The organism is Pantoea sp. X-Soil-TKNS-1279 (genome assembly GCF_059730565.1).
On the sequence record NZ_AP035950.1, the window covers coordinates 1 to 24,242 of the forward strand.

At 54.1% G+C, this 24,242-nt stretch carries 23 protein-coding genes; 21 read left to right on the forward strand and 2 right to left on the reverse strand.

Translation table 11 applies throughout. From position 1 onward, the window contains the following. Positions 1-400 precede the first annotated feature (400 nt). The 5 genes from AC6I8N_RS23310 to AC6I8N_RS23330 all read left to right on the forward strand — a co-directional run bounded on the left by AC6I8N_RS23310 (position 401) and on the right by AC6I8N_RS23330 (position 5,918). Positions 401-1,420, forward strand: a complete 1,020-nt coding sequence (locus AC6I8N_RS23310; protein WP_208727276.1) for a RepB family plasmid replication initiator protein — start codon at positions 401-403, stop codon at positions 1,418-1,420. 1,359 nt (positions 1,421-2,779) lie between these two features. Next, entirely contained in the window at positions 2,780-3,988 is a 1,209-nt protein-coding gene (locus AC6I8N_RS23315; protein ID WP_036627981.1) for an AAA family ATPase, read from the forward strand. Further along, positions 3,985-4,968 carry a ParB family protein gene (locus tag AC6I8N_RS23320; RefSeq protein WP_497831262.1) on the forward strand — a complete coding sequence of 328 codons (984 nt, stop codon included), beginning with the start codon at positions 3,985-3,987 and terminating at the stop codon, positions 4,966-4,968. The genes AC6I8N_RS23315 and AC6I8N_RS23320 overlap by 4 nt, the downstream gene beginning before the upstream one ends. Before the next feature lie 156 nt (positions 4,969-5,124). Continuing rightward, a complete protein-coding gene (locus tag AC6I8N_RS23325) occupies positions 5,125-5,733 on the forward strand; it encodes a TetR/AcrR family transcriptional regulator (protein WP_497831263.1) in 609 nt (202 codons plus the stop codon). Between the two features lie 2 nt (positions 5,734-5,735). After that, a complete protein-coding gene (locus AC6I8N_RS23330; RefSeq protein ID WP_021186300.1) occupies positions 5,736-5,918 on the forward strand; it encodes a hypothetical protein in 183 nt (60 codons plus the stop codon). Between the two features lie 11 nt (positions 5,919-5,929). On the opposite strand, the gene AC6I8N_RS23335 is transcribed toward AC6I8N_RS23330, so the two are convergent. Then, a complete protein-coding gene (locus tag AC6I8N_RS23335; RefSeq protein ID WP_497831264.1) occupies positions 5,930-7,330 on the reverse strand; it encodes an aminotransferase-like domain-containing protein in 1,401 nt (466 codons plus the stop codon). A 368-nt stretch (positions 7,331-7,698) separates the two neighbouring features. Here AC6I8N_RS23335 and AC6I8N_RS23340 point away from each other — a divergent pair, with 368 nt between their 5' ends. From AC6I8N_RS23340 to AC6I8N_RS23375, 8 genes are read left to right on the forward strand one after another with little or no spacing between them, the layout of a single operon-like run. Further along, positions 7,699-8,181 carry an MSMEG_0572/Sll0783 family nitrogen starvation response protein gene (locus AC6I8N_RS23340; RefSeq protein ID WP_021186297.1) on the forward strand — a complete coding sequence of 161 codons (483 nt, stop codon included), beginning with the start codon at positions 7,699-7,701 and terminating at the stop codon, positions 8,179-8,181. Positions 8,182-8,194: 13 nt separating this feature from the next. Next, complete coding sequence (locus AC6I8N_RS23345; RefSeq protein ID WP_021186296.1) at positions 8,195-9,196, forward strand: Nit6803 family nitrilase; 1,002 nt, start codon at positions 8,195-8,197, stop codon at positions 9,194-9,196. After that, a complete protein-coding gene (locus tag AC6I8N_RS23350) occupies positions 9,156-10,265 on the forward strand; it encodes an MSMEG_0568 family radical SAM protein (protein WP_497831347.1) in 1,110 nt (369 codons plus the stop codon). The genes AC6I8N_RS23345 and AC6I8N_RS23350 overlap by 41 nt, the downstream gene beginning before the upstream one ends. A gap of 10 nt (positions 10,266-10,275) precedes the next feature. After that, positions 10,276-10,839, forward strand: coding sequence for an MSMEG_0567/Sll0786 family nitrogen starvation N-acetyltransferase (locus AC6I8N_RS23355; protein ID WP_497831348.1), 564 nt, complete (start codon positions 10,276-10,278; stop codon positions 10,837-10,839). Then, on the forward strand, positions 10,836-11,795 hold the full coding sequence (locus tag AC6I8N_RS23360) for a sll0787 family AIR synthase-like protein (protein WP_497831265.1): 960 nt from the start codon (positions 10,836-10,838) through the stop codon (positions 11,793-11,795). Before AC6I8N_RS23355 ends, AC6I8N_RS23360 begins: the two co-directional genes overlap by 4 nt. A 14-nt stretch (positions 11,796-11,809) precedes the next feature. Continuing rightward, a complete protein-coding gene (locus AC6I8N_RS23365; RefSeq protein ID WP_497831266.1) occupies positions 11,810-12,100 on the forward strand; it encodes an MSMEG_0570 family nitrogen starvation response protein in 291 nt (96 codons plus the stop codon). 17 nt (positions 12,101-12,117) lie between these two features. Next, positions 12,118-13,383 (forward strand): MSMEG_0569 family flavin-dependent oxidoreductase, encoded by a 1,266-nt coding sequence (locus AC6I8N_RS23370; protein ID WP_497831267.1) that lies wholly within the window; start codon positions 12,118-12,120, stop codon positions 13,381-13,383. After that, on the forward strand, positions 13,364-15,034 hold the full coding sequence (locus AC6I8N_RS23375) for an AMP-binding protein (protein WP_497831268.1): 1,671 nt from the start codon (positions 13,364-13,366) through the stop codon (positions 15,032-15,034). Before AC6I8N_RS23370 ends, AC6I8N_RS23375 begins: the two co-directional genes overlap by 20 nt. A gap of 64 nt (positions 15,035-15,098) precedes the next feature. Here AC6I8N_RS23375 and AC6I8N_RS23380 read toward each other — a convergent pair whose 3' ends face one another. Continuing rightward, complete coding sequence (locus AC6I8N_RS23380) at positions 15,099-15,497, reverse strand: hypothetical protein (RefSeq protein ID WP_235056635.1); 399 nt, start codon at positions 15,495-15,497, stop codon at positions 15,099-15,101. 730 nt (positions 15,498-16,227) lie between these two features. Between AC6I8N_RS23380 and AC6I8N_RS23385 the strand changes: the two genes are divergently transcribed. From AC6I8N_RS23385 to AC6I8N_RS23420, 8 genes are read left to right on the forward strand one after another with little or no spacing between them, the layout of a single operon-like run. Beyond that, entirely contained in the window at positions 16,228-17,067 is an 840-nt protein-coding gene (locus AC6I8N_RS23385; protein ID WP_021186286.1) for a DeoR/GlpR family DNA-binding transcription regulator, read from the forward strand. 4 nt (positions 17,068-17,071) lie between these two features. Next, entirely contained in the window at positions 17,072-18,055 is a 984-nt protein-coding gene (locus AC6I8N_RS23390; protein ID WP_497831269.1) for a substrate-binding domain-containing protein, read from the forward strand. 1 nt (position 18,056) lies between these two features. Further along, the gene (locus tag AC6I8N_RS23395; RefSeq protein WP_021186284.1) at positions 18,057-19,565 is read left to right on the forward strand and encodes a sugar ABC transporter ATP-binding protein; all 1,509 of its coding nucleotides are present in this window, start codon (positions 18,057-18,059) and stop codon (positions 19,563-19,565) included. After that, the gene (locus tag AC6I8N_RS23400) at positions 19,558-20,547 is read left to right on the forward strand and encodes an ABC transporter permease (protein WP_497831270.1); all 990 of its coding nucleotides are present in this window, start codon (positions 19,558-19,560) and stop codon (positions 20,545-20,547) included. The genes AC6I8N_RS23395 and AC6I8N_RS23400 overlap by 8 nt, the downstream gene beginning before the upstream one ends. Positions 20,548-20,561: 14 nt before the next feature. Beyond that, positions 20,562-21,611 carry an ABC transporter permease gene (locus tag AC6I8N_RS23405; protein ID WP_021186282.1) on the forward strand — a complete coding sequence of 350 codons (1,050 nt, stop codon included), beginning with the start codon at positions 20,562-20,564 and terminating at the stop codon, positions 21,609-21,611. Further along, positions 21,611-22,303 (forward strand): D-allulose 6-phosphate 3-epimerase, encoded by a 693-nt coding sequence (gene alsE, locus AC6I8N_RS23410; protein WP_497831271.1) that lies wholly within the window; start codon positions 21,611-21,613, stop codon positions 22,301-22,303. Before AC6I8N_RS23405 ends, alsE begins: the two co-directional genes overlap by 1 nt. Next, complete coding sequence (alsK, locus tag AC6I8N_RS23415) at positions 22,300-23,190, forward strand: allose kinase (protein WP_497831272.1); 891 nt, start codon at positions 22,300-22,302, stop codon at positions 23,188-23,190. The genes alsE and alsK overlap by 4 nt, the downstream gene beginning before the upstream one ends. 2 nt (positions 23,191-23,192) lie before the next feature. Next, entirely contained in the window at positions 23,193-24,164 is a 972-nt protein-coding gene (locus AC6I8N_RS23420; protein ID WP_497831273.1) for a ribokinase, read from the forward strand. The last annotated feature ends 78 nt before the right edge of the window (positions 24,165-24,242 follow it).

Genomic DNA, 24,242 nt, shown 5'->3' on the forward strand with positions numbered 1-24,242 from the left:
GGGTTGTTTATTGATGAGTCGAGTGTGTTACGCGGTATCAGTAAGCCTGCTATAGCCTTTGGCATTACCGGGAATCGACCCCCTCTGTCTTGCTGAAATCCATTCCGACTTATTCACGTTATTCACAGGGTAGATCCAATAATCTGATCTTAATACGATCTTATATCGATCCTATAAAAGCCAAAACGATCCCCGGATCGCTACAGGCCTTGGTATCTCTGGGTTACGTTAAGGTCTGGGTTATCAGTCATATGCAAAAGGTTTCCGTCTGTATGCAAAAGGTTTCTCGTCATATGCAAAGGGTTATCTGTCAGGTGCACTTTGATTTCCGCTTATATGCTGGTAAGGTTATCGGTCATATGCGGTGGCTAATTTAACTGTTGATAAATGGATCCTGTTTATGGCTAAGAAAGTCAATGACTTAGATAGCATGACCGAGGAAGTTAATAAGAAAACGGGCGAAGTTGTCCACTTAAATCCTTCGGCAACTGCAACGGTGCAGCCTGTAGCTCTGATGCGGCTGGGGCTTTTCGTGCCAAATACGGATCACGCGAAGGCTAAGAGCTCCGTCAATACGGTTAAGTCCACCGTGGATGCTACCGAGGATCTTTACCATCTGGAAGTCGTAAAGCGGGAAGGGTATAAAGATATCTCTATCCGCTCTGAACGCCTTGATATGGCGACAGATTTCCGTGTCTGGCTGGGGATCATTCGTTCGATCTACGATAACGGCACCTTTGCCGGTAAGTTAAAACTCCCTTTCACCAAGTTTTTACAGAACTGTGGGTTCGACTCAAAACGTTCAAACAAAGACATGAAGAAGCGTATCGATGACTCATTGATGCGCCTGCGTGGTGTGACAATTCAGTTCCGTAATGACACTGGTTCTCTGACTACCGGCCTGGTCAATAGCGCGCATTACAACATGGTGAAGAACGAAGTCGAAATTGAGGGAGATCATCGGCTGGCTGACCTCTATCAGATGGATTACAAAGTTTATCTGCGTCTCAAGGCTATCGATCATTTGCCCCGTAAAGAGTCTGCACAGGCCCTCTACACGTTTATTGAAAGCCTTCCCAGAAATCCGGCCCCGGTCTCAATGAAACGCCTGAGAGAGCGTCTGAGGCTGAAATCGCGCATTGCTTACCAAAATCACATTGTGCGTAAGGCGCTGGAGGAGCTCAAAGAGATCAATTATCTCGAATACACCGAAACCAAGCGGGGCAGGTCGGTCTATTTCAACATTACCAAGCGAAATCCAAATCTTATCCCGGATAAGTCGTTGAAACTCGACAGGAGCACGGAGGATGAACCTCAGGTTGTTGATGAGGCGATGATCGCCAAAATCAGTAAGCTGAAAGATTCCGGCTTTAGCGAGGAAGAGATAGCCAAGATCCTGATCAGTCTCGATTCCCGGTGAGTGGCATCTCAGTGATAACTTTGCCAGCATACCACGGCTAACCTTTCTAATTTCATCAGCTCATTCAGCCAGTTATGGATGAGCTGATTGTTTTTCTCTGGTGCAAACCATCGCTTTCACACTGCGGTTACCTGCAAACATAACCGCAAAACAGCATACAACCGATAACCTTTCCATTTAATCAACCCTGATAAGCATACGACCGATAACTTTTAAACCCCATGTACTTCATCAATACAATATCTGCGTACGACAGCCAACCTTCCAGTTATGAAACCCTGAAAGATAAACCTAATATTCTGATGTTTAGCGGGAAAGCGAGCATCACACGTTGCCACAATGCATCAATAAATGCGGTATCTTCAGCATACGGCAGATAACCTTTTAGCATACGACTGAAAACCTTTTATGCATCATATGGCAAAAAACAGGAAGTTAACGCATTTGCGTCATTCGACTGACTGGCATATGACGGGAAACTTTTTGCATACGACAGATAATCTTTTGACCCGGCAAATACCCTGTCTGCGTACATTGTGTTTAAACTTCAAACGGCCAGAGGATCCTCGACGTGTTTAGAGCATATGACGGGAAACCTTTTGCATATAACAGCCAACCTTTATTGATCAGAAAAGGGCCGTAAACGATCTTCACACGACCGCCAATACTGCTGATTTCTGGCATATGACAGATAACTTTTGGCATACGACTGGAAACCTTAAAAGATTGAAAGTGAGTGAGTTGACTGATAAATAAGAAGAAGTCATTTTGCATATGACTGATAACCTTGCTCTCCATCCTGGAGCGTGATTCACGTCACATTTTTCCAGATCTCTGAATTATCAAAGAGTAGAAGCGTATGAATGCCAATTTTCAGCATACGACTGGAAACCTTTGAGCAAACACTGCGGTGTAGCTTTAAAAGATCGCAGCCCGGATCCGATATGTGATCCTGTCACGTTGAACGTTTTGGCATATGACCGATAACCTTTTTGGGGGATACCCAGAAGAGCCAGCCGTAGAGTATTAATGTATCAATATGAATTTTATATGTTTTTAATATTGGTTAGCTCATATTTTCTTCATTTTAATCCGTCTGACCGTGTTTCACTTAACCCCTACTGAGCATATAACTGGAAACCAATGCGCAAATATTCATCAGCAATGTGACAGGATCACAAATTGATTCTTGTGACACGGCATTGTTGAGAGCAGAACCTTCTATTTAACGCACACGTCTTGTTCAGGAGATGTACTGGCATTGTCGGCGCGTACAACTTTTTCCTGAAAAACGAAAAATGTTGCACGTAGCAAAATGCCATGTACACTTAGGAAAAATTTTGCCAATGGAGTAATGGTATGAAAAGTAACTATGGTGGCGTGGACGAAACTGCCCGCAGGGCGAACGCTATGCTGCGCAGTATGAGTGACGACATCATCGATAAACGTCATGAATTTGGACTTGACCGTTACTATCAAACCTTTACCCGAAATTCAGTTGCAAACATGCCGAAACTCAGCCGTCGTGCTGTTGAGCAGGCCATTGATGAAATGGAAGCCGCCGGTCATGAGTTTGGTAAGAAAGATGCCGGTAATGCCCGACATTACGCGCTGACCGTGCAGGATGTGGTGGATATTTATGCCCATCGTAAGGTGCCTAAGTATCGCGATATTCATGCCGGCAAAGGCCCGTTCGTTATCTTTGTGGTGAACCTGAAGGGTGGGGTATCTAAAACCGTCAGCACCGTAACGCTGGCGCACGGGCTTCGCGTGCATCCGGATCTGTTGCAGTATGATCTGCGTAACCTTGTCATCGATCTCGACCCGCAGGCTTCCAGCACCATGTTCCTGAACCATACCAACAGTATCGGTTCCATCATGGAAACAGCGGCACAGGCTATGCTGAATGACCTCGATGCCGAGCAGCTGCACAAGGACATCATCCAGCCAACCATCATTCCTGGCGTGGATATCATCCCAGCCTCCATCGATGATGGCTTTGTCGCCAGCCAGTGGAATGAGTTAGTGCACGAACATTTGCCTGGCCTGTTGCCCTCTGAGGTGCTGCGTCGCAATATTATCGACCGTGTCGGGAACGATTACGATTTCATCTTCGTGGATACCGGGCCGCATCTGGATGCCTTTATGCTCAACGCGATTGCGGCAAGTGATTTGCTGCTCACCCCGACACCACCGGCCCAGGTCGATTTTCACTCGACACTGAAATATCTGACTCGTCTGCCAGAAATGCTGGAGCAACTGGAAGAGGAGGGGATTAACCCGCGCATTAAGGGCAATATCGGATTCATGTCAAAAATGACCACCAAACGTGATCATGAGATGACACATGGTCTGGCCCGCGACGTATTTACATCCTACATACTGGACGCCACTTTGCCGCGTCTTGACGGATTCGAGCGTTGTGGGGAAACCTTCGACACGATAGTAAGTGCTGACCCACAATCTTATCCTGGTAGTGCCGAAGCGCTGAAAAATGCTAAGCGCGAGGCGGAGCGATTTACCCAGGCGGTTTTCAAAAGGATCGAATTTGTGAGGGGTATCAAATGACCAAAGTCATGAAGAAAATGGGCCGCACATTAGGGAACTCTAATTTCTCTAAAATGCTGAGTGAAAGCGAAGGTGCCCGAGTATTCGTTCTCAAGTCTGGAAAAGAAGCCCGTTTTGTCCTCACGAAAGTACTGCACGACGAGATTGAAGCGCAGACCTATATCGATTCTTCCGTTAATGGACGTGATCAGTCGTTGCTGACACCTGAATCCGTGGCGGATATTTCCCGTACCATTACGTTGCAACAGTTCTTCCCGGCGATTGGCAGGGAAGTCGATGATCGTATCGAAATTCTCGACGGATCGCGTCGTCGTGCTGCCTGTCTGTACAACGGGACGCCATTCGAGGTTCTGGTGACCAAAGATGAGCTGGATCTGGCCGATGCGCGCCAGCTTGCCGTGGACATTCAGACCGCTAAAGAACATACCCTGCGTGAACTGGGTAAACGTCTTGAACTGATGTATCCCGGTGATATGAGCCAGGCAGAGATTGCGAAATCAGAAGGGATTTCTGCGGCAAAAATCACCCGTGCTTTCCAGGCGGCATCCGTCCCGGAAGAGATGATCGCCGTTTTCCCGTCAGGCAGCGATCTCGCGATCGCCGATTACCAGTTTCTGCTCGATGTGGCGGAAAAGGCCAAAAGCAAAAAGCTGGCTATCAGCGACATTGTGGCTGGGGTGCGCGAGCGTATTGAGAAACAGGGCGAAACGGAATTTGATGATCCGGTCACCAAAGCGAAAATCATTAGCTATTTCCGGGCCGAAAGTAGCCGTCTGAAACCCCCCAAAGCGACCAAAAAAGCGGCGGCGGAAAATCTGGTGGTGTTTAAAGACAAGAAACAGTTTGCCCGTAAAAAGGTCGATACGGAAAAACGTCTGGTGACGTATGAATTCTCGCGTATTTCTGCGGAATTTCAGGCCGAGCTTGATGCGGCGATCCGGGCGGTGGCTGAAAAAATGGTCGCGGATAAACAATCTTAACGACCACATTTCCCGTAGCGTCGCGATTTATCGCACTGTTTAAACCTGCGCGATAAATCGCGACGCTACGGATTTTCCAACCTGCTGATTTTTTGTTTTCAATTGTAGATTGATCGATCTACAATTGTCGCAACATCCAACCAGAATGATGCAATCATGAAATCAGGCCCAGGCAGACCCAGAGAATTTGATCCGCAGGTTTTCCTCAATTCAGCGCTCGAATGCTTCTGGCAAAGAGGTTATCGATCGACATCAATGGCCGATTTAATGCAGGCATCCGGGTTAGCGAGCGCCAGCATTTACAAACTCTATCCCGATAAGCGTTCAATCTTTCTCGCTGCTCTCCAGCAATACATGGACGCCGGACTGGTGCGCGGTCAACAACGTGACGAGGAACTGGCACCAGAAACTGCATTGCGGGAAACGCTGGAATTTGTCGCGCTGTTTTCTTCCGGGCCACAAGGCGAGAAGGGGTGTTTCACCATCGCTGCGGCCTGCGAGTTGCTGCCGGGGGATGATGAAGTCAGAAGCCGGGTTGAATACAAATTTCGCGGGATAGTTGCGCGCCTGAACAGCATCCTGCGCAAAGGTCAGGAAACGGGGGTATTCCGTTCTGACGAACCGGCAGAAGTGATGGCGGAATGCATTTTTATGCTGCTGGAGGGCATGCGTGTCTACGGCAAAATCAAACCGGAGATAAGCGTGCTGAGAAAAAGTAATGAATTTATTATCCAGTCCGTACTGGCCGGTGCAGGGCAAAGGTGAGCATGCTGATGCCCGGGGCGCTGGTTCGTCGCCAGAGAAGAAGAAAAGTGATGGTGGTCCTGCAAACTGAGGGCGATAGCATCACCTGCGGCTGGACAGACAATGGCCGGTTTTATAAGCGACGTTTTCCGGCCGACCAGTTGCGCTTGTGTATGCCCTGGTCGGATATGTGGCCCATGACCTGAAGATCAGATCTTCACAGGATCACGCTGCCAAAATGCAGCGGATTACGCATGACATGAGCAATAGTTTGCAGGTTCTCTGCGCACATCTCGCGTGACCAGGAACCCCCGAGGCAGATACGCAACGCGTCCGGAGGATTATTATCGGTACAGAAAGCCGCGCTTGAAACTGCGCTGACCCCCAGTTCACGCAACCGTACCGCCATTTCAGCCGGATTCCAGTCAAAATGACGTGGCAACAGTAACCAAAGGTGGAAACCCTGCGGCGTGGCGCGGAAAGTAAACTCCTTCAGGATCTCCGATGCCATTTTTTGACGAATCACCGATTCCGCGCGTACCGATTGCAGCACCCGGTCAGCGGTGCCGTCGTTGATCCACTGCGAAGCCAGTGCGTTGGTGATCGGACTGGCCATCACATTCAGGGCGCGTAATGCCCCCGCCAGCAACTGCGTCTGGTGTTTGCCCGGACCTTTAATAAAGGCGGTGCGCAGCCCCGGACCAAAGCATTTTGACATGCCGGTAATGTACCAGGTGAGTTCAGGGATAAGTTCACTGAACGACGCAATATGTTGGGCCGCCAGCGCCGCATAGGCTTCATCTTCAATTACCGGAATGCTGTAGCGTGCTGCCACATCAGCCAGCGCTTCGCGTCGCCTTAACGGCAGGGTCAGGGTGGTGGGATTCTGGATCGTGGGATTGATATACAGGGCGCTGATGTTACCGGTCTGGCACTGGTATTCAAACACCCGCGGCAGCGGGCCATCTTCATCACAGGGCAGGGATTGCAACGTAATATTCAGTTGGCTGGCGATGGCTTTCAGGCCGGGATAAATCAAATCACTCACGCACACGCTGCCTCCCTTGCGGCACAGCAGCGTCAATAATCCCACCAGCGCGCTGTGAATACCCGGTGCTATCAGGATTTCATCCATATTCACCGAGGGTAGTTGCTTCTCCAGCCAGACTTTCGCCATCGCTTTATCATCCGCCTGGCCGCCGAAGTCCTGATAACGCAACAAGCCAAGAATGTTTTTTTGGCTAAAGAGATTGATTGCTCCCTGACTGATGGCCTGCGCCAGCTCTTCTCCCGGCTCAATCGGTGAATTCATGGTCATTTCATAGCTGCTGCCGCCACTCAACGGTACCGCAGGCACCTTACCGCGAATATAACTGCCGAGCCCCCGGCGCGAGTCGATCAAGCCGCGCCGGGTGGCCTCGGCATAACCACGCGTGACGGTGGTGTAATTCAGGGCGAGTTGGATCGCCAGTTCGCGCAGCGGCGGCAGGCGGTCGCGCGGTTGAAACTCGCCGCTGTTGATGCCATCAGCAATGATGTCAGCAATCAACAGATAAGCCGGACGTGCGGTGTTCTGACTTTGGTGGTGATGCCAGCGGCTGACGAGTTTGGTAAGCATGGATTCGATTCCGACAAATGGAGAAGAGAGCATCACTATTGCCTGGCGGAGGTTATTCTGCAATCACCTTTATCATTGATTGCATCAATGATTGCATGATGATTTTTATTGTGTGCATTTTTGGTGCGAATTGGCATCAATCTGGTGCAAAATTCCGCGTAACGCTGTTGTGCCCCTGCGCTAATCCCGTGTGATTGACAGGGTTTAAAAATTTTTCAGCTCACAAGTTGAGCAGTTGATGGGATCTTGATTGCATCCCTGCATTTGGCGGCTGGCACGACCCTTGCTCCATTCTCCCTGCATCACCTGCGGATGTGCCATAACGGGGAGCGTGGCTCCCCCCTGATAAAGACTGGGAGAAAAGTGCTATGCCAAAAGTTACGATGCCTGCCCACCAGACCGGTGATTTCTTTGTTGACTACGAAGAGAAGGTTTTTGAGGACGTAAAAGCGGAACCGGGCCAGAAAGCGTTGGTGACCTTTCATACGGTCGCGTTTGAAGGCTCCATTGGCTTCGTCAATATGTTGCAGGCAACCCGTCTGCAACGCAAAGGCTTCGAAACCTCCATTCTGCTGTATGGACCGGGTGTGCTGCTCGGCGTACAGCGCGGCTTTCCTACTCTCGGCGCGGAAGCCTTTCCCGGGCACCAAAACTACGCCAACCAGCTGAATAAATTTATGTCGGAAGGTGGCAAGGTTTACGCCTGCCGCTTCGCGCTTCAGGCGCTCTACGGTCATGGTGAACCGTCGCTGCTGGAAGGGGTACGTCCGATCAATCCGCTTGATGTGCTGGATCTGAAGCTGCTGCATGTCCGTGACAACGCGGTGATTATCGACACCTGGACTATGTAAGCGGAGGCGCGCTATGGCTGGATCACGCATTATCCGTGCCGCCGCAGCCCAGATTGCGCCAGATCTCCATGAGGCCAGCAAAACGCTGGCCCGGGTACTGGAGGCAATCGATAAAGCGGCAGAGCAGGGTGCAGAGATCATCGTTTTCCCTGAGACTTTTGTGCCTTATTACCCTTACTTCTCGTTCATCACACCCGCAATGACTGCCGGTGCCGCCCATCTGAAACTTTACGACCAGGCGGTGGTGGTCCCCGGTCCGATTACCCACGCGGTGGGGGAGCGCGCCCGGCTGCGCAAAATGGTGGTGGTGTTGGGCGTCAATGAGCGCGATCACGGCACGCTTTACAACACCCAACTGGTGTTTGATGCCAGCGGCGAGCTGGTACTTAAGCGCCGCAAAATTACCCCGACCTACCATGAACGGATGATCTGGGGGCAGGGTGATGGTGCCGGGCTGAAAGTGGTCGACACCGCCGTTGGGCGCGTGGGGGCGCTGGCCTGCTGGGAGCATTACAATCCGCTGGCTCGCTACAGCCTGATGACGCAGCACGAAGAGATCCATTGCAGCCAGTTCCCCGGTTCACTGGTGGGGCCGATTTTTGCCGAGCAGATGGACGTCACCATCCGTCATCACGCGCTGGAGTCTGGCTGCTTTGTGATCAATGCCACCGGCTGGCTGACTGAGGAACAAATCAATGAACTCACCGCTGATCCGGCGTTGCAAAAGGGGCTACGGGGTGGTTGCAATACCGCCATCATTTCCCCGGAAGGGCGTCATCTGGTGCCACCGCTGACGGAAGGTGAAGGCATTCTGATTGCCGACCTGGATATGGCGTTAATCACCAAACGCAAACGCATGATGGATTCCGTCGGGCATTACGCGCGCCCGGAATTATTGAGCCTGCGTCTGGACGCGACCCCTGCCCGCTACGTGGTGGCGCGTGATGATGAATCCGAAACCGGAGGAGAGCGCGATGCAGAACGTTCCGTCTACTCGCCAGCAGCTGATCACTGAGTTACTGACCCAGGGGGTCAACGTCATCAACCCGCAGCAGGAGCATGTCAGTCGTCATGGTGGTGCCGGGCCGTCTGACCACCAGGCGATGAACATTGATGGCGTGACGGTGATGGTGCCGATCTACACCCATTCCGCCCGTCAGTCGCCGTGGCAGGTGAAGCATGAGACGTCCGGGGTCACCCGGCTCTACAACAACACCATTCCGGTGCGGGAAATCAGCATCGCCCATAAGCCCAGGTTTTATGAACGGCAGACAGCGGAGGGTATCCCCTATTCACAGATCGCCACGTTACACGGCACCGATGTGCTGGCGACCACCGTGTTGCAAACCTGCATCCGCTATGAAAATCGCGCGAAGGCTTGCCAGTTCTGCGCCATCGGCCAATCGCTGGCGGCGGGCAGCACCATTGCGCGTAAAACACCGGAACAACTGGCCGAGGTGGCGAAAGCGGCGGTTGAGCTGGATGGCGTCAAGCATATGGTGATGACCACCGGCACGCCATCCGGTAGCGATCGCGGTGCACGCATTCTGGTGGAAAGTGCGCTGGCGATTAAAGCCGCCGTGGATTTGCCTTTGCAGGGGCAGTGTGAACCCCCTGGCGATGCGAAGTGGTTTCAGCGCATGAAAGATGCCGGGATTGATGCGCTCGGCATGCATCTGGAGGCGGTAACCCCGGCAGTGCGCGCCCGCATTATGCCGGGCAAGGCGCAGGTCAGCGTTGATCAATATCTTGAGGCGTTTGCCGAGGCGGTGGCGGTGTTTGGTCGCGGTCAGGTCAGCACCTATATCCTCGCGGGACTGGGCGATACCCCCCAGGCGATTCTGTCGCTGTCGGAAACCCTGATCGCGCTTGGTGTTTATCCGTTCGTCGTGCCGTTTGTGCCGATCAGCGGCACGCCCCTGGAGCACCATCCGGCACCCGACAGCCAGTTTATGTCATCCATTCTGCAACCGTTGGGGCAGATGCTGAGTCAGGCCCGTTTGCGATCCAGTGATATCAAGGCGGGTTGCGGTCGTTGCGGTGCCTGCTCGTCACTTTCCAGCTTCGAGCAGGCGATGGCGTAAGGAGTGAATGATGAACGAGTACGCGGGTTACACCATCAAGTGGGTGACGCTGCCGTGGGAACGGGAGCAGGCTTATGTGTTGCGCCAGCGGGTATTTTGCCAGGAGCAGGGGCTGTTCGCCGGACATGATCTTGATGATATCGATCGCCATGCCCGCCTGCTGGTGGCGCTGGGTAGTGTTGGCGGGTGGCACGATGCGGTGGTCGGTACGGTGCGTATTCATGAGACAGCTCCCGGTATCTGGCAGGGATCGCGTCTGGCGGTGGATAGCGACTACCGTCGCCAGGGACAGCTTGGCCCGACGTTGATCCGCCTGGCGGTGTGCAGCGCACATGCGCTGGGCTGTCGGGAATTTTATGCGCAGGTACAGCATCAAAACGAACCGCTGTTTCGCCGTATGCACTGGCACACGCTGGACTGGCTGGAATTGCGCGGCGTGCGACATGCACGCATGCAGGCCGACCTCAACTTCTACCCGCCCTGTCACGATCCCCTCAGCGGCATGGTCATTAGCGCAGCGACACGCAGGCGGGTTGTGGAGATGCCAACCTTTTTAACGGGGGCGACGGTATGAACCTGAGTTTACCGGCGCTGATTGAGCGCCTGCATACCTTCAGCGGCATCGCACACAAGCGAGATATCCAGCAGGTGGCAAAACAACTGCGGGAAGCCTGGCCGAATCCCAACCCGAATGGTGACGACTGTGCGCTGATCCCTGACGGCGACGGCTACAAGTTGCTGGCGATGGAGGGCTTCATCAACCGTTTTGTGGCGGATGATCCCTGGTTCGCTGGCTGGTGCGGGGTGATGGTGAATCTGAGCGACATCGCGGCAATGGGAGGACGTCCCCTGGCGGTGGTGAACGCTCTGTGGGATGACGCGTTGCCCCATGCGGAACAGATTTTACAGGGCATGGCTGCGGCCTCACGCGCGTATCAGGTACCGATCGTGGGTGGGCATACCAATTTGCGTAGCGATCAGCCGCAACTGGCGGTGGCCATTTTGGGCGAAACCCGCACCCCGCTCAGTAGCTTTGCGGTGCAATCGGGTCAGACGTTGATGGTAGCGATCAATCTTCAGGGACGCTGGCATCCTCCCGGTTACAACTGGGATGCCGCCACCGAGGCGTCTCCTGCGGCACTGCGCCAGGCCTGGTCATTGCTGCCCGAGCTGGCGGAAACCGGGTTAATCCACGCCGCGAAAGACATCAGCCAGGCGGGTCTGACCGGGACTCTGGTGATGATGCTGGAAAGCTGTGGTCTGGGCGCTGAACTGGATTTGGATCAGATCCCGATACCGCCAGACGTCACGCTGGAGCAGTGGCTGTGCGCCTTTCCCAGCTTTGGTTTTTTGCTGGCGGTGGAGGAGGAACATCGCGAGGCGGTACAACAACGCTTTGCCCACTGTGACATCGCCTGTGCTGCGGTGGGTCGTTTCACCGCGCACAGAAAGCTCGACCTGCATTTCCGGCAGCAGCACGCCTGCTACTGGGATCTTACACAACAATCCCTTACCGGGATGACCTGTTAACAGAGGAAGACATCATGCCTGCTATGCACTTTGTCGTTTGCTGGCCTGACGGCAGCAAAGATACTTGCTACTCCCCCTCCACCGCGATTGAGAAGCACCTGGAGGTTAACCATCCTTATGCCCTGGAAGAATTCGTGACTATCACCACCCGCGCCCTCGACGAGGCCAGTGAGCGGGTGAAAGCGAAATTCGGCTATTACTGTTCCAGCGCCCAGGATCAGTCAGCGGTGATCGTGCAAAAAGCCCGGCAGTTCGGGGCCGAGCAGCAGGTCATTGTCGAAAAGATCACTCCCGTCCCGGCCTGATAACCAGCGAGAAAACCATGAACAACAACCATTATCCTGTCGTCATTATTGGCGGCGGGCAGGCCGGTCTCGCCATGAGCTGGAACCTGGCACAAAAAAATATCCGTCATCTGGTGCTGGAACGTCACCGTCTGGCCTGGGCGTGGCGTGAGCAGCGTTGGGACAACTTTTGTCTGGTGACACCGAACTGGCAATGCAAACTGCCCGGTTTTCCCTATGACGGTGACGATCCGCACGGCTTTATGCTGCGCGATGAGATCGTCGATTATGTCGAACGTTATGCGCGGAGTTTTGACGCGCCGCTGCGTGAAGGGGTCAATGTACTGCGGGTAGTGAAAACCGATGGCGGCTTCCTGCTGCATACTTCGGCAGGTGAATTTAGCGCGGATCAGGTGGTGGTTGCCGTCGGTAACTACCATCGTCCACGCTTCCCGGCGATTGCCGCAGAGCTGCCCGCACATATCATGCAGGTGCATTCCGCCAACTATAAATCGGCGCGGCAACTGCCGGCAGGCGAGGTACTGGTGGTCGGTTCAGCGCAATCTGGTGCGCAAATCGCTGAAGATCTGCATCTGGCTGGTCGCCGCGTCCATTTGTGTGTGGGAAGCGCACCGCGTGTGGCGCGTTTCTATCGCGGGCGTGACGTGGTGGACTGGCTGGATGATATGGGCCATTACCGGTTGACGGTGGATGATCATCCACTCGGCGAAGATGCGCGACGCAAGACCAACCACTATGTCACCGGACGTGATGGTGGACGTGATATCGACCTGCGCGCCTTTGCGTTACAAGGTATGCAGCTTTATGGCCGTCTGCTGGGTTATGGCGATGGCGTGTTACTGACCGCTGATGACCTGCAACAGAATCTTGACGGCGCGGATGCGACCTCGCAAAAAATCAAAGACAGCATTGATGTCTGGATTGCAGAACAGGGTATCGATGCACCGGAAGAGGCACGCTATCAACCGCTGTGGCAACCGGAGAATCCCGCCACCCGCATTGATCTGACCGCTATCTCCGCCATTATCTGGGCTGTCGGTTTTCACACCGATTTCAGTTGGATCGAGGCGCCTGCATTTAATGATAACGGCTATCCCCTGCATAGCCGGGGTGTTTCGGTACAGCCGGGCCTCTATTTCCTTGGCTTGCCCTGGTTGTGGACATGGGGTTCCGGCCGTTTTGAGGGGGTAGGGGAAGATGCGGCATGGCTGGCAGAGGCCATTGCCGCACACCCGCTGCAAGCCACGCATGTGGAGGGTGTTTATGTCCACGATCACCGTTAATGACGCGGCTTTCTGGCAACAGGAGGCGCAGCGCCTCGACTGGCAGCAGGATTTCACCTCCGTGGTTGAAGAGATCGACGGTGGGCCACGTTGCCGCTGGTTTCCTGGCGGGCGTACCAATCTGAGTTATAACGCGCTGGACCGTCATCTGGCGGAAAAAGGCGATCGCTGTGCGATTATCCAGCGTGACTACCGGGGAGCGACGCAGCGACTCAGCTACCGTGAGTTATGGCAACAGGTGAATGCGTTAAGCCACCTGATGATCAGCTGGGGGATCCGTCAGGGTGACCGGGTAATGATTGTGCTGCCGATGACGCCGTTGGCTGCCGTTGCCATGCTGGCCTGTGCCCGATTAGGGGCGGTGCATGTGGTGGTCTATTCGGGCGTGACCAGCGATGCGCTGGCGCAACGTGTCGTTGCTTGTCAGCCTGCGCTGCTGCTGCATTGCAGCGAACCCCGTGGCCGTCAGGAATTACCGTCGATCCCGACAGCCAGCGCCCCCTTACGGGCGGTGGATTGCTATTCCCCGGACTTTACCCAGGCACTGGCACAGCATATCGGTTGTGTCGTGCCCTGCGTCTGGCTGGAGGCTTCTCAGCCCTCACATCTGTTGTTTACCTCCGGCACCACCGGGGCACCAAAGGGGATTGTGCGGGATACCGGCGGCTACGCGGTGGCTTTGCTGGCCAGCCTCCGACATCTGTTTCATGTTCAGGATGATGAGATCTTCTTTACCACTGCGGATGTGGGTTGGGTCACGGGCCACAGCTACGGTATTTACGCGCCGTTGTTGGCGGGGATCACCACGGTGATGTACGAGGCCAGTACGGTCAATACCCCTGGAGAAAGTTGGTGGCAGATGGTGGCGGAGCTGGGGATCACCCGTATGCTGACCATCGCCGGGGCGATTCGTCTGGCACGGCAGCAGGGAAAACCCCATGCCAGTCTGGCATCGCTGCGTTCTCTCTATCTTGCGGGGGAACCGCTGGACCCTGCGACCCACGGCTGGGTCACCCGCGGGATGGGCGTTATCTGTGAAAATCACTACTGGCAGACTGAATCTGGCTGGCCGTTGCTGGCAGGCACCGGCAGCGGTTTAGCGCCGGTATTTACGCGCGCGGTGGACATTGTTGATGTCACCAGCGGTGAGTCCTGCGCGTCGGGGCAGGCGGGTATGCTGGTGATTAAGGACACCCTTGGGCCAGGGGGAATGTCGACCCTATGGCAGGACGACACACAACACGATCAACGTTACTGGCTGCGGCGTGATGGGCGGTGGTTTTACGCCACGCATGATTGCGCGGTACGGCAAAACGACAGCATCGTCATTCAGGGACGGATGGATGATGTGATCAATATCGGCGGTAAACGTCTGGCGACAGCCGAGGTAGAAAATGCTCTGGCTGGTATCGCGGGTATTATTGAAGTCGTCGCCACCCGTACGCCGCACCATTTACTGGGCGAAATGGTGGCTTTGTTTGTTGTCACCGAGGGGTTAACCGTGCAGCAGGAAGGGATGCTGAAACAGCAGATACGTGAACGGTTGGTCAGTCGTTGTGGCCGGTTTGCCTTGCCGAGAAAAATCCATTTCCGTCGTTCATTGCCGAAAACGTTTTCGGGAAAGTTTCTACGCCGGATGCTAACGGCATAGCCAGCGCGGGTGATGCGATATCGCACGCTGAATATCGCATCACACCTGCCGGTAAACACCGTTTTTATGCCAGATTCATGGGTTTAGGTTGATAACGTTGTGCCCAGCTATCCAACACGTCGGTGTCGCCATCAAGGGTACCGAACACAATCACCGTGGCTTTACGACCATGTGATTCAATGACATTCAACAGCTCCGCGTTGGGAAACGTCACCAGATAAACAGCGTCCAGCAGGATATGTTCTTTCCTGAGCGTCTGACTTGAGAACAAACCGATCTTCACGCCTGATGAGATCAGTTGTTTTTTATTACGCATCGCGCGGTAAATTTGCCCGTCAAACACCTGACTGAGAAAATCTTCACAGAATGGGGAAGATTTGTTTGGCACGCAAATCCTGACATTACGTCCGGACTGGCTGGCATGGTTGATGGCAAATGCAACCACGTTGTTGTACTGCGACACCAATTCATTCTGAGGTTTAACAAGGATAAATCTTTCTTTCAACGGCATGATTTTATGTAAAGTTCCTGAGCAAAAAAAAACGAAGCCCCGACGTTAATCGGCGAGGTTTTAGTTAGCGCATCATCTCATCAGGAAGATAACGACACAGATAATGGTGCGAACTGCCTTCAGGGCGACCAGCATATTTTCCTTTCTGCTGCTGTTCTGAGTTTGGGGCATCGCCTTGTGCAGTCAGTTGGAGGAATCCATTACTTTGATAATAGCCTGGGCTATGATTTCGCGCCATGAAGGGCAGCAGGTTCTTATGACGTTATGATTGGGCTGTCGCTAATTTTTTAATAGCCGGCGCATTGTCTAAAGATTGATCAGTAATCATTCTCATCATTCCATTCTTTTCCCGCACTTAACGCAAATCATCTTGTCGGATTTATTTATTTCCAAAGTATGCTTTTGTTCGCAAAACGGTCATTCACACACAAACGGTCAAACTCGGTCACGATAGTTTCATTTTAAAATTATTTCGCACCGTTGCGATTTGTTCTGCGTTTTTATTAAAACAGCCGTTATCTGTGATGAAGGTCGCGTTATTAAATGTATATAAATCCATTTTTCATTTTTTTTTCAATAAAAGTCACTTTTTTGGCGGCGGTAAATTCGCTGCCTGACACTTTTGCCTGGTGCACATTTTGCACCGGTCGAATCCACTAACTTAATGGCATCGGAGGTCACCATGTTACCGATTGAACGTCACCGTCAGATCATGGAGGAATTAAATTTACATGGTCGGGTATTGGTGGTTGAGCTGGTTAAACTTTGTCGGGTTTCTCAGGAAACCATTCGCAGGGATTTATCTCAGTTAGAAAAAAAAGGATTATTACAACGCAGTCACGGCGGTGCGGTGATGGCGCAGAAACACCAGGGGAATCTGGCAGGGAAAAATAATAAACCGAACGAGTATGAATCTACATTTCGCCTGCGCATGAATGAGAATACTCAGGCGAAAACATTAATTGCTAAAAGAGCGCTCGATTTTATCACGCCGGGCGACTGTATATTGCTGGATAGCAGTACCACCTGTTGGTTTTTGGCCCGGCAATTGCCAGACATCGAACTGACGGTGCTGACTAACTCGCTACGTATCGTGCAGACACTGGCCGCCAAAGGCCATATCCGCACCATCTGCCTGGGAGGAGAGTATTCCGATCACAATGAAGATTTTAATGGCATCGTTGCCGAGCAGCCGCTGAAAGATTATTTAATCAACAAAATATTTTTCTCCTGTAGCAGCCTGGGCAATGACGGATATTTACGTGCGGCGAACGAAAATAACGCACATCTAAAACAACAAATGCTGATGGCATCAGAAAGAAAATATCTGCTTATTGATGCGGGGAAATTCCTTCGGCCATCTTTTGCCAGAATTTGCCATTACCGTGAAGTGGATTTTTTAATTACCGACAGCATGAAAGATAAAGAATTACAACAGGAGCTGGCCTGGAACGGTGTCAATATTATCGATTGTTCACAACGCCAGAATACCATGCAATTAATGAACTCTCAGGATATTTAACCCTATGAAAAAAACACTTATCGCCTGTTCCCTGCTGGCGCTGTTTGCTGCCACCACCGCCCATGCTGCTGACAAGCTGCGCATGGGGATCGTGGTCAAAGTAGGCGGCATTCCGTGGTTTAACGCGATGGAAGCGGGCATCAAGAGCGAAGCGGCCAAGGAGGGGATCGATGCCTGGATGGTTGGCCCTACCTCGGCTGACCCGGCGTTGCAGGTCAGGGCGATTGAAGATCTGATTGCGCAGAAAGTTGACATCATCGGCGTGGTACCGAATGACCCGAAAGTGCTGGAGCCGGTGCTGAAACGCGCCCGTGATGCTGGTATCCGCGTGCTGGTGCATGAATCGCCGGATCAGAAGTACGCCAACTGGGACTTTGAGTTGGTCGATGCCAAAACCCACGGCGAAAACCATATGAAGGCGCTGGCCGAATGCATGCATGGCGAGGGCAAATATGTCGCCTACATGGGCGGCCTGACGGTGCCGCTGCACAACGCCTGGGTGGATTCCGCCGTGGCGTATCAAAAGGCCCATTTCCCGAAAATGCAGATGGTTGGCGACAAGTTTGGCGTTGGTGAATCACTGGATGACTCCATCCGTACCACCAACGAAGTGATGTCTAAATACCCGGATCTGAAAGGCATCATCGCCTTTGGTTCACAAGGGCCAATCGGTGCCGGCCGCGCGGTGATGGCGCGTAACAAAATTGACCAGGTCTGCGTGATCGGGGCCTTTAGCCCAGGGCAGGGTCAGATGCTGGTTAACCGTGGTGCCATTAAAGGTGGCTACATCTGGAACCCGATGACGGCAGGTGAAGTTTTCGTGCGTCTTGCGGGCATGATGCAGAAAAACCAACCGATTACCGACGGCATGACCATCGACGGTCTGGGCAAGGTGAAGGTCGATGAGCAGACCCACACCATCCTCGGCAACAACACCGAAAGTCTGGACAAAACCAACCTGCCAAAACTGGTCAAACTGGGGCTGTAATATGCAACTGATCGAACCACAGACGCTGATTGCCCTCGAGAGCCTGTCGAAAACCTTCGGCGGCAACCGGGCATTAAGTGATATCTCACTGTCGTTAATGGCTGGGGAAGTGCATTGCCTTGCTGGTACTAACGGCTGTGGTAAGAGCACCCTGATTAAAGTGATCTCCGGGGTGCATGCCCCGGATGCAGGTAGCAAAATCATCCTCGGTGACCGTGGCGAACGCTTTCCGCGCCTGACGCCAAAACAGGCGCGCGATTTTGGTGTGCAGGTGATTTATCAGGATCTGTCGCTGTTTCCCAATCTCAGCGTCGCCGAGAACATCGCGTTTGAGCACAACCTCGGTAACCTGCTTGGCTGGTACAGCAAGAAAAAACTGCGTGCCAGCGCTGAGAAAATCATCACCGAACTGAAGTTTGACCTGAATCTCGATGCCAAAGTGGCTGAACTGTCGATTGCACAACGTCAGCAGGTGGCGATTTGTCGTGCGCTGGTGGCGGACGCCCGTCTGGTGATCATGGATGAGCCAACCGCGTCGCTGACCCGCACCGAGGTGAATCAGCTGCTGCGTACCGTGCGTTACCTGAAAGAGAAAAATATCTGCGTGGTGTTTGTCAGCCACCGTCTGGATGAAGTGCTGGAGATCTCCGATCGCGTCACCGTGATCCGTGATGGCCGCAAAATGGGTACCTGGCCTGCCAGCGAAATGGACGGCCATCGCCTGACTGAATTGATGACCGGGCTGACACTCGATTATCACCTGAAAACCCCAACCCTGAATCCACATCGCAAGCTGCTGGAGGTGGAAAACCTCAGTCGCAAAGACCAATACCATGATGTCAGTTTTTCGCTGCATGAAGGCGAAGTGCTGGGACTGTGTGGCCTGCTGGGTTCCGGGCGTACCGAACTGGCGTTGTCGCTGTTTGGCATGACCAAACCGGACAGCGGTAAAATCTGGCTTGACAGCAAGCCGGTGCGTTTTCGCAACCATGAAGATGCTATCAAATCTGGCATTGGCTACGTCTCAGAAGACCGTCTGACGCTCGGGCTGGTTCAGCAACAGTCGGTCGCCGATAACATGGTGCTGTCGATTCTCGACCAACTGCGCAACCGCTTCCACATCATCGATGAATACCGCAAAAACAAACTGATCCACGACTGGATTCAGCAGTTGGGCGTTCGCGTGGCCGACCCGGAACACGCCATCTCCACGCTCTCGGGGGGAAACCAGCAAAAAATCGTGCTGGCGAAATGGGTGCTGACCCAACCCAAAATCCTGATCCTCGATTCGCCGACCGTCGGCGTCGATGTCGGCGCCAAGGCGAGCATTTACACCCTGATCCATCAACTGGCGAAAGAGGGGCTGGCGATCATCCTGATTTCCGATGAAGTGCCGGAGGTTTATTACAACTGCGACCGCATTCTGCATTTCCGTGACGGCACCGTGCATGCCGAGTACCAGCCGCAACAGGTGGCGCAGCAGCAACTGGCGGAGGTGATCAATGCCTGATTTATCGTTCTTCAAACCCCAGTCGAGTCAGGGCTGGCTGGCCTGGGTGCTGGTGTTCTTCTTCGTAGTGTTCTCCCTCGTCAGCGATCAGTTCCTGACGTTGCAGAACCTGCTCGACCTGACGGAAACCTATGCTGTCACCGGCATCTTCGCCCTCGGCCTGTTTGTGGTGCTGGTCACTGGCGGGATCGACATCTCCTTTGCGGCGGTGGCTTCGGTGGTGCAGTACGTCATCGCCTCGTTGTTTGTGCAGTTCGGTTTCGACAATGCCCCGCTCAGCATCCTGCTGGCGATTGCCTGCGGCACGTTGTTTGGGGTGATCAATGCGGTGCTGATCTACTGGCTGCGCATTGTCTCGATCATCATCACCATCAGCATGCAGTCGCTACTGTTTGGCATGTTGATGTGGATTACCGAGGGACGCAGCCTCTACAACCTGCCGGAGTGGTGGGTGACGCTGCATAACATCCTGCCGTTTAGCGTCCACGGCCAGACCTACCAGATTGGCCTGCCGCTGACCATCATGCTGGTGATTGCCGCCATCACCTGGCTGCTGCTGAACAAAACCCATCTGGGCCGTCAGTTGTACGCCACTGGTGGCGATCAGGAGTCGGCTCGCCGTATCGGCATTCGCGTCGGACTGATCCATATCCTTGCCTACGGATGGCTGGGCGCGCTGGCGGCGGTGGGTGGCCTGGTACAGGTCTACCGTGTCGGTGAAGTGGTGCCCAATGCGTTGGTTGGCGGCGAGCTGGATGTACTGGCGGCCACGGTGCTGGGGGGGGCCAGCCTGATGGGCGGCAAAGGCACCGTCACCGGGACACTGATGGGGGTCTTCCTGATCGCCATCCTGAAAAACGGCCTCAACCTGGTCGGTATCTCCAGCTACTTCATGAACATTGTGATCGGCGTGGTGATTATGGTTGCCATCACCGTCACCCATTACAAAAAGCGCAAAGAAACCGACGTCAGCTTCGTCTGATCGGGGAGAGTGTGATGAAACATCTGAATTTTCTGACCAGTGAAAAAGCGCATCCCGGATTGCTGTTGCTGATTGCGCTCGGCGTTGCGGTGTTCAGCATTATGCTGCCGGGCCGCTTCCTGACCGACTCTACTTTTATGAGCATGGCCTTCCAGTTGCCGGAACTGGGCCTGCTGACGCTGGCGATGTTTATCGCCATTCTCAGCGGCGGTCTTAACCTGTGCATCATCGCCACCGCTAACCTGACGGCGCTGTTTATTGCCTGGGTGTTGTTGAACTTTATGCCTGCCGGGGCGGGCACCGGGCTGCAACTGTTGTGGCTACTGATGGCGCTGGTGGGGGCGGCATTGATCGCCACGCTGATTGGGGTGATCACCGGGCTGATGGTCAGCCGGGTTGGGGCGCACCCGATTCTGGTGACGCTGGCCACCATGATGACGGTCAACGGCATTGGTATCTGGCTGACACGCGGTGCTGCCGTCAGTGGAATGCCGGATGTGGTGCGTGCACTCGGTGCAGACACCTTCCTGACCATTCCGTTGCCGCTGTGGCTGTTCTTCGCCACCGCCGGACTGATGGCGCTGTTCCTTGGCAAAACCCGTGCCGGTAAATGTATCTACATGGGCGGCAGCAACATCAATGCCACCTGGTTCAGTGGCGTGAATACCCATCGTCTGCTGATTCTGGTCTACGTCATCTCCAGCCTGCTGTGCGTGCTGGCGGGGCTGGTGATGATGGCACGGTTTAACTCGGCGCGTATGGGCTATGGCGACTCTTATCTGCTGATCACCGTGTTGGCGATCATTCTCGGTGGTACGGATCCCAACGGCGGTTTTGGTCGCGTCACTGGCGTGGTGCTGTCGCTGATTGCGCTACAAATCCTCTCCACCGGATTCAACCTGTTAAACATCAGCCAGCACTTCAGCCTGGCGATGTGGGGTGCGGTACTGATTGTGGTACTGGGCCTGAAGTTCTTTAAAACCAAATTCACTCATTCCCGTGCGGTGCGTCGCAGTACTTTACTTGCACGCCAGGCCGGCCTGACTAAAAAAAAGGAAGTCTGATGCGTACCCAAATTTCTCCCTCTTTGATGTGCATGAACCTGATGGAAATTAAACAGCAACTGGCCGTGCTCGACACCCGAGCTGATTTCCTGCACATCGACATCATGGACGGTCATTACGTCAAAAACATCACCCTGTCGCCGTTCTTTATCGAGCAGATCCGCCCGCACACCAAAGTGGCGCTCGATGTACATCTGATGGTGGAGGAACCGACTGACTTTATCGAGGTGATTGCTAAAGCAGGCGCGGATTACATCTGCCCGCATGCGGAAACCATCAACCGTGATGCGTTCCGCGTGATTAACCAGATCCGCTCACTCGGCAAGAAAGTGGGTGTGGTGCTGAACCCGGCAACGCCGGTGTCGTACATCCATCACTACATCCATCTGCTGGATAAGATCACCGTGATGACCGTTGATCCTGGTTATGCGGGCCAGCCGTTTATCACCGAGATGGTGAAGAAGATTGAGGAGCTGCGCGACCTGAAAGCACGCCACGGCTACAACTATCTGATTGAGATTGATGGCTCCTGCAATCAGCGCACCTACCGTACATTGCTGGACGCGGGCGCAGAAGTGCTGATTGTCGGCACCTCCGGGTTGTTTAACCTCGATGACAACCTTGAAACCGCCTGGGACCAGATGATGGACAACATCGAGCAGGCAAAAGGTGCGTTACGGGAGTCAGCATGAGTCGAACCTGGCTGGGTATAGATATTGGTGGTACCAGCACCCGGTTGCTCACCCTGCGCGGAGAGGATCAGTGGGCGGGATTTCGCAAATTGCCGACCGCCAGCTGGGCAAAGTCAGCCGATGCGCTGAGTGCACTGGCGGGGTTGATTAATGAGGTGCTGGCGCAGCAACCGATTGATGGCGTGATGCTCGGCCTGCCGGGCATCCTGAGCCGCGATCGTCAGCATGTGGTGTCGTTACCCTTTATCCAGGCGCTGGACGACACCCCGGTGGCGGCGCATCTTAGTGAGATGACCGGTATCCCGGTGGCGATGGATAAAGACGTTAACCATCTGATGTTATGGGATTTAATGCAACTTGATACGCTGCCGGATAACGCCGTGGGTTTATATCTGGGCACCGGCATGGGCAACAGTTTGTGGCTGAACGGTCAGTTCTACCACGGCGAGCACGGCGGCGCGGGCGAGATTGGCCATATCCCGCTGGCAAATAACGATCTGCCCTGTCCGTGCGGGAATCACGGCTGTGCTGAAACCCTGACGTCAGGACACTGGCTGAGCCAGTGGGCGCGTCAGCACTGCGCACAAACCGATATGTCGCAACTGTTCACGCTGCACGGCGATCATCCTGATTTGCAGCAGTTTGTCAGCCGCCTGGCAAAAATCATCGCCAGCGAGATGAACATTATTGACCCGCAATATCTGATCCTCGGTGGCGGCGTGCTGGCCATGAATGATTTTCCGCTGGCGTCGCTGCGCAACCAGATCGTGCGGCATTTGCGCCCACCGGTAACCCGCAGTGGATTGCGCATGGTCATCAGCCATGCCACCGATCAGACCGGTTGCCGTGGTGCCTGTCTGGCGGCTGCACGGCAGTTTGGGAGGTAAACATGAAAGGCAAAGTGTGCGTGTTTGGCTCGTTCAACCTCGATATAGTCACCAAAATGTCGCGGTTTCCGCAGCCTGGCGAGTCACTGGTTGCACACAGCAGCATGATGGGGCCGGGCGGTAAAGGCTCGAATCAGGCCACGGCGGCACTGCGAGCCGGTGCCAGGGTGCACTACATCGGCAAGGTCGGTAATGACGACTTCGGTCTGTTCGCCCGTCGCCATCTCGAGAAGACCGGCTTTGACGCCATCACGTTGTTCACCTGCAAAGAAAAACCGACCGGTAACGCGATGATCTACGTGGCCGGTGATGATGCCGAAAACATGATCTCGGTTTATCCCGGCGCCAACCTGATGGTCACGGCGGCGGAGGTGAACCGTTGCCAGCCTACGGTGGCGGCCGCTGACATTTTGCTGGTGCAACTCGAAAACAACCTGAGCGCCATTCAACGGATGGTGGATAACGCCCGTCAGGCGGGAACCTATGTGATTGTGAACCCGGCCCCGTGGCAAAAGGTGAGCGATGCCTTTCTGCGTCATGTTGACCTGCTCACGCCGAACAGCACGGAAGCCGGCCAACTGACCAACACCAAAGTGACCGACCTGGCTTCAGCACAGGTGGCGGCGCAGATCCTGCACGGCAAAGGGGTGCGTCAGTTGATCATCACCCTCGGTATCCAGGGCGCGCTGCTCTCAACCGGTGAACGGATGTTGCTGGTGCCGGTCTTTCCGGCGCAACCGGTGGACAGCACTGGCGCGGGGGATTCCTTTAACGGCGCACTGGCGGCGCGTCTGGCGGCCGGAGAACCGCTGGAGCAGGCGGCGCTGTTCGCTTCGGCGTACGCCTCGGTGTGTGTCGAACGTGCCGGGGCAGCGAACTCAATGCCGCGTTATGACGACGCCGTAAAACGGATGCAGCAATACCCGGAACTGGCGATCAGCGAGATCGGTGTTTCCGCCAGCGCCTTACCGTGAAACCCAGGGGCGTTTGCCCCCGGTGATGTTTGCTTAACAGTTTGTGTCAGACATGCGTTTTCATAAGTGTATAATACT

Bases quoted from the DNA above. Each gene is read 5' to 3' on its own strand.
- AC6I8N_RS23335 (WP_497831264.1), bottom strand. From the start codon at position 7,330: ATGCTTACCAAACTCGTCAGCCGCTGGCATCACCACCAAAGTCAGAAC.
- AC6I8N_RS23355 (WP_497831348.1), top strand. From the start codon at position 10,276: ATGAACGAGTACGCGGGTTACACCATCAAGTGGGTGACGCTGCCGTGG.
- AC6I8N_RS23420 (WP_497831273.1), top strand. From the start codon at position 23,193: ATGAAAGGCAAAGTGTGCGTGTTTGGCTCGTTCAACCTCGATATAGTC.
- AC6I8N_RS23375 (WP_497831268.1), top strand. From the start codon at position 13,364: ATGTCCACGATCACCGTTAATGACGCGGCTTTCTGGCAACAGGAGGCG.
- AC6I8N_RS23325 (WP_497831263.1), top strand. From the start codon at position 5,125: ATGAAATCAGGCCCAGGCAGACCCAGAGAATTTGATCCGCAGGTTTTC.
- AC6I8N_RS23360 (WP_497831265.1), top strand. From the start codon at position 10,836: ATGAACCTGAGTTTACCGGCGCTGATTGAGCGCCTGCATACCTTCAGC.
- AC6I8N_RS23400 (WP_497831270.1), top strand. From the start codon at position 19,558: ATGCCTGATTTATCGTTCTTCAAACCCCAGTCGAGTCAGGGCTGGCTG.
- AC6I8N_RS23345 (WP_021186296.1), top strand. From the start codon at position 8,195: ATGGCTGGATCACGCATTATCCGTGCCGCCGCAGCCCAGATTGCGCCA.
- AC6I8N_RS23405 (WP_021186282.1), top strand. From the start codon at position 20,562: ATGAAACATCTGAATTTTCTGACCAGTGAAAAAGCGCATCCCGGATTG.
- alsK (WP_497831272.1), top strand. From the start codon at position 22,300: ATGAGTCGAACCTGGCTGGGTATAGATATTGGTGGTACCAGCACCCGG.
- AC6I8N_RS23390 (WP_497831269.1), top strand. From the start codon at position 17,072: ATGAAAAAAACACTTATCGCCTGTTCCCTGCTGGCGCTGTTTGCTGCC.
- AC6I8N_RS23315 (WP_036627981.1), top strand. From the start codon at position 2,780: ATGAAAAGTAACTATGGTGGCGTGGACGAAACTGCCCGCAGGGCGAAC.
- alsE (WP_497831271.1), top strand. From the start codon at position 21,611: ATGCGTACCCAAATTTCTCCCTCTTTGATGTGCATGAACCTGATGGAA.
- AC6I8N_RS23350 (WP_497831347.1), top strand. From the start codon at position 9,156: ATGCAGAACGTTCCGTCTACTCGCCAGCAGCTGATCACTGAGTTACTG.
- AC6I8N_RS23330 (WP_021186300.1), top strand. From the start codon at position 5,736: ATGCTGATGCCCGGGGCGCTGGTTCGTCGCCAGAGAAGAAGAAAAGTG.
- AC6I8N_RS23310 (WP_208727276.1), top strand. From the start codon at position 401: ATGGCTAAGAAAGTCAATGACTTAGATAGCATGACCGAGGAAGTTAAT.
- AC6I8N_RS23370 (WP_497831267.1), top strand. From the start codon at position 12,118: ATGAACAACAACCATTATCCTGTCGTCATTATTGGCGGCGGGCAGGCC.
- AC6I8N_RS23365 (WP_497831266.1), top strand. From the start codon at position 11,810: ATGCCTGCTATGCACTTTGTCGTTTGCTGGCCTGACGGCAGCAAAGAT.
- AC6I8N_RS23340 (WP_021186297.1), top strand. From the start codon at position 7,699: ATGCCAAAAGTTACGATGCCTGCCCACCAGACCGGTGATTTCTTTGTT.
- AC6I8N_RS23395 (WP_021186284.1), top strand. From the start codon at position 18,057: ATGCAACTGATCGAACCACAGACGCTGATTGCCCTCGAGAGCCTGTCG.
- AC6I8N_RS23320 (WP_497831262.1), top strand. From the start codon at position 3,985: ATGACCAAAGTCATGAAGAAAATGGGCCGCACATTAGGGAACTCTAAT.
- AC6I8N_RS23385 (WP_021186286.1), top strand. From the start codon at position 16,228: ATGTTACCGATTGAACGTCACCGTCAGATCATGGAGGAATTAAATTTA.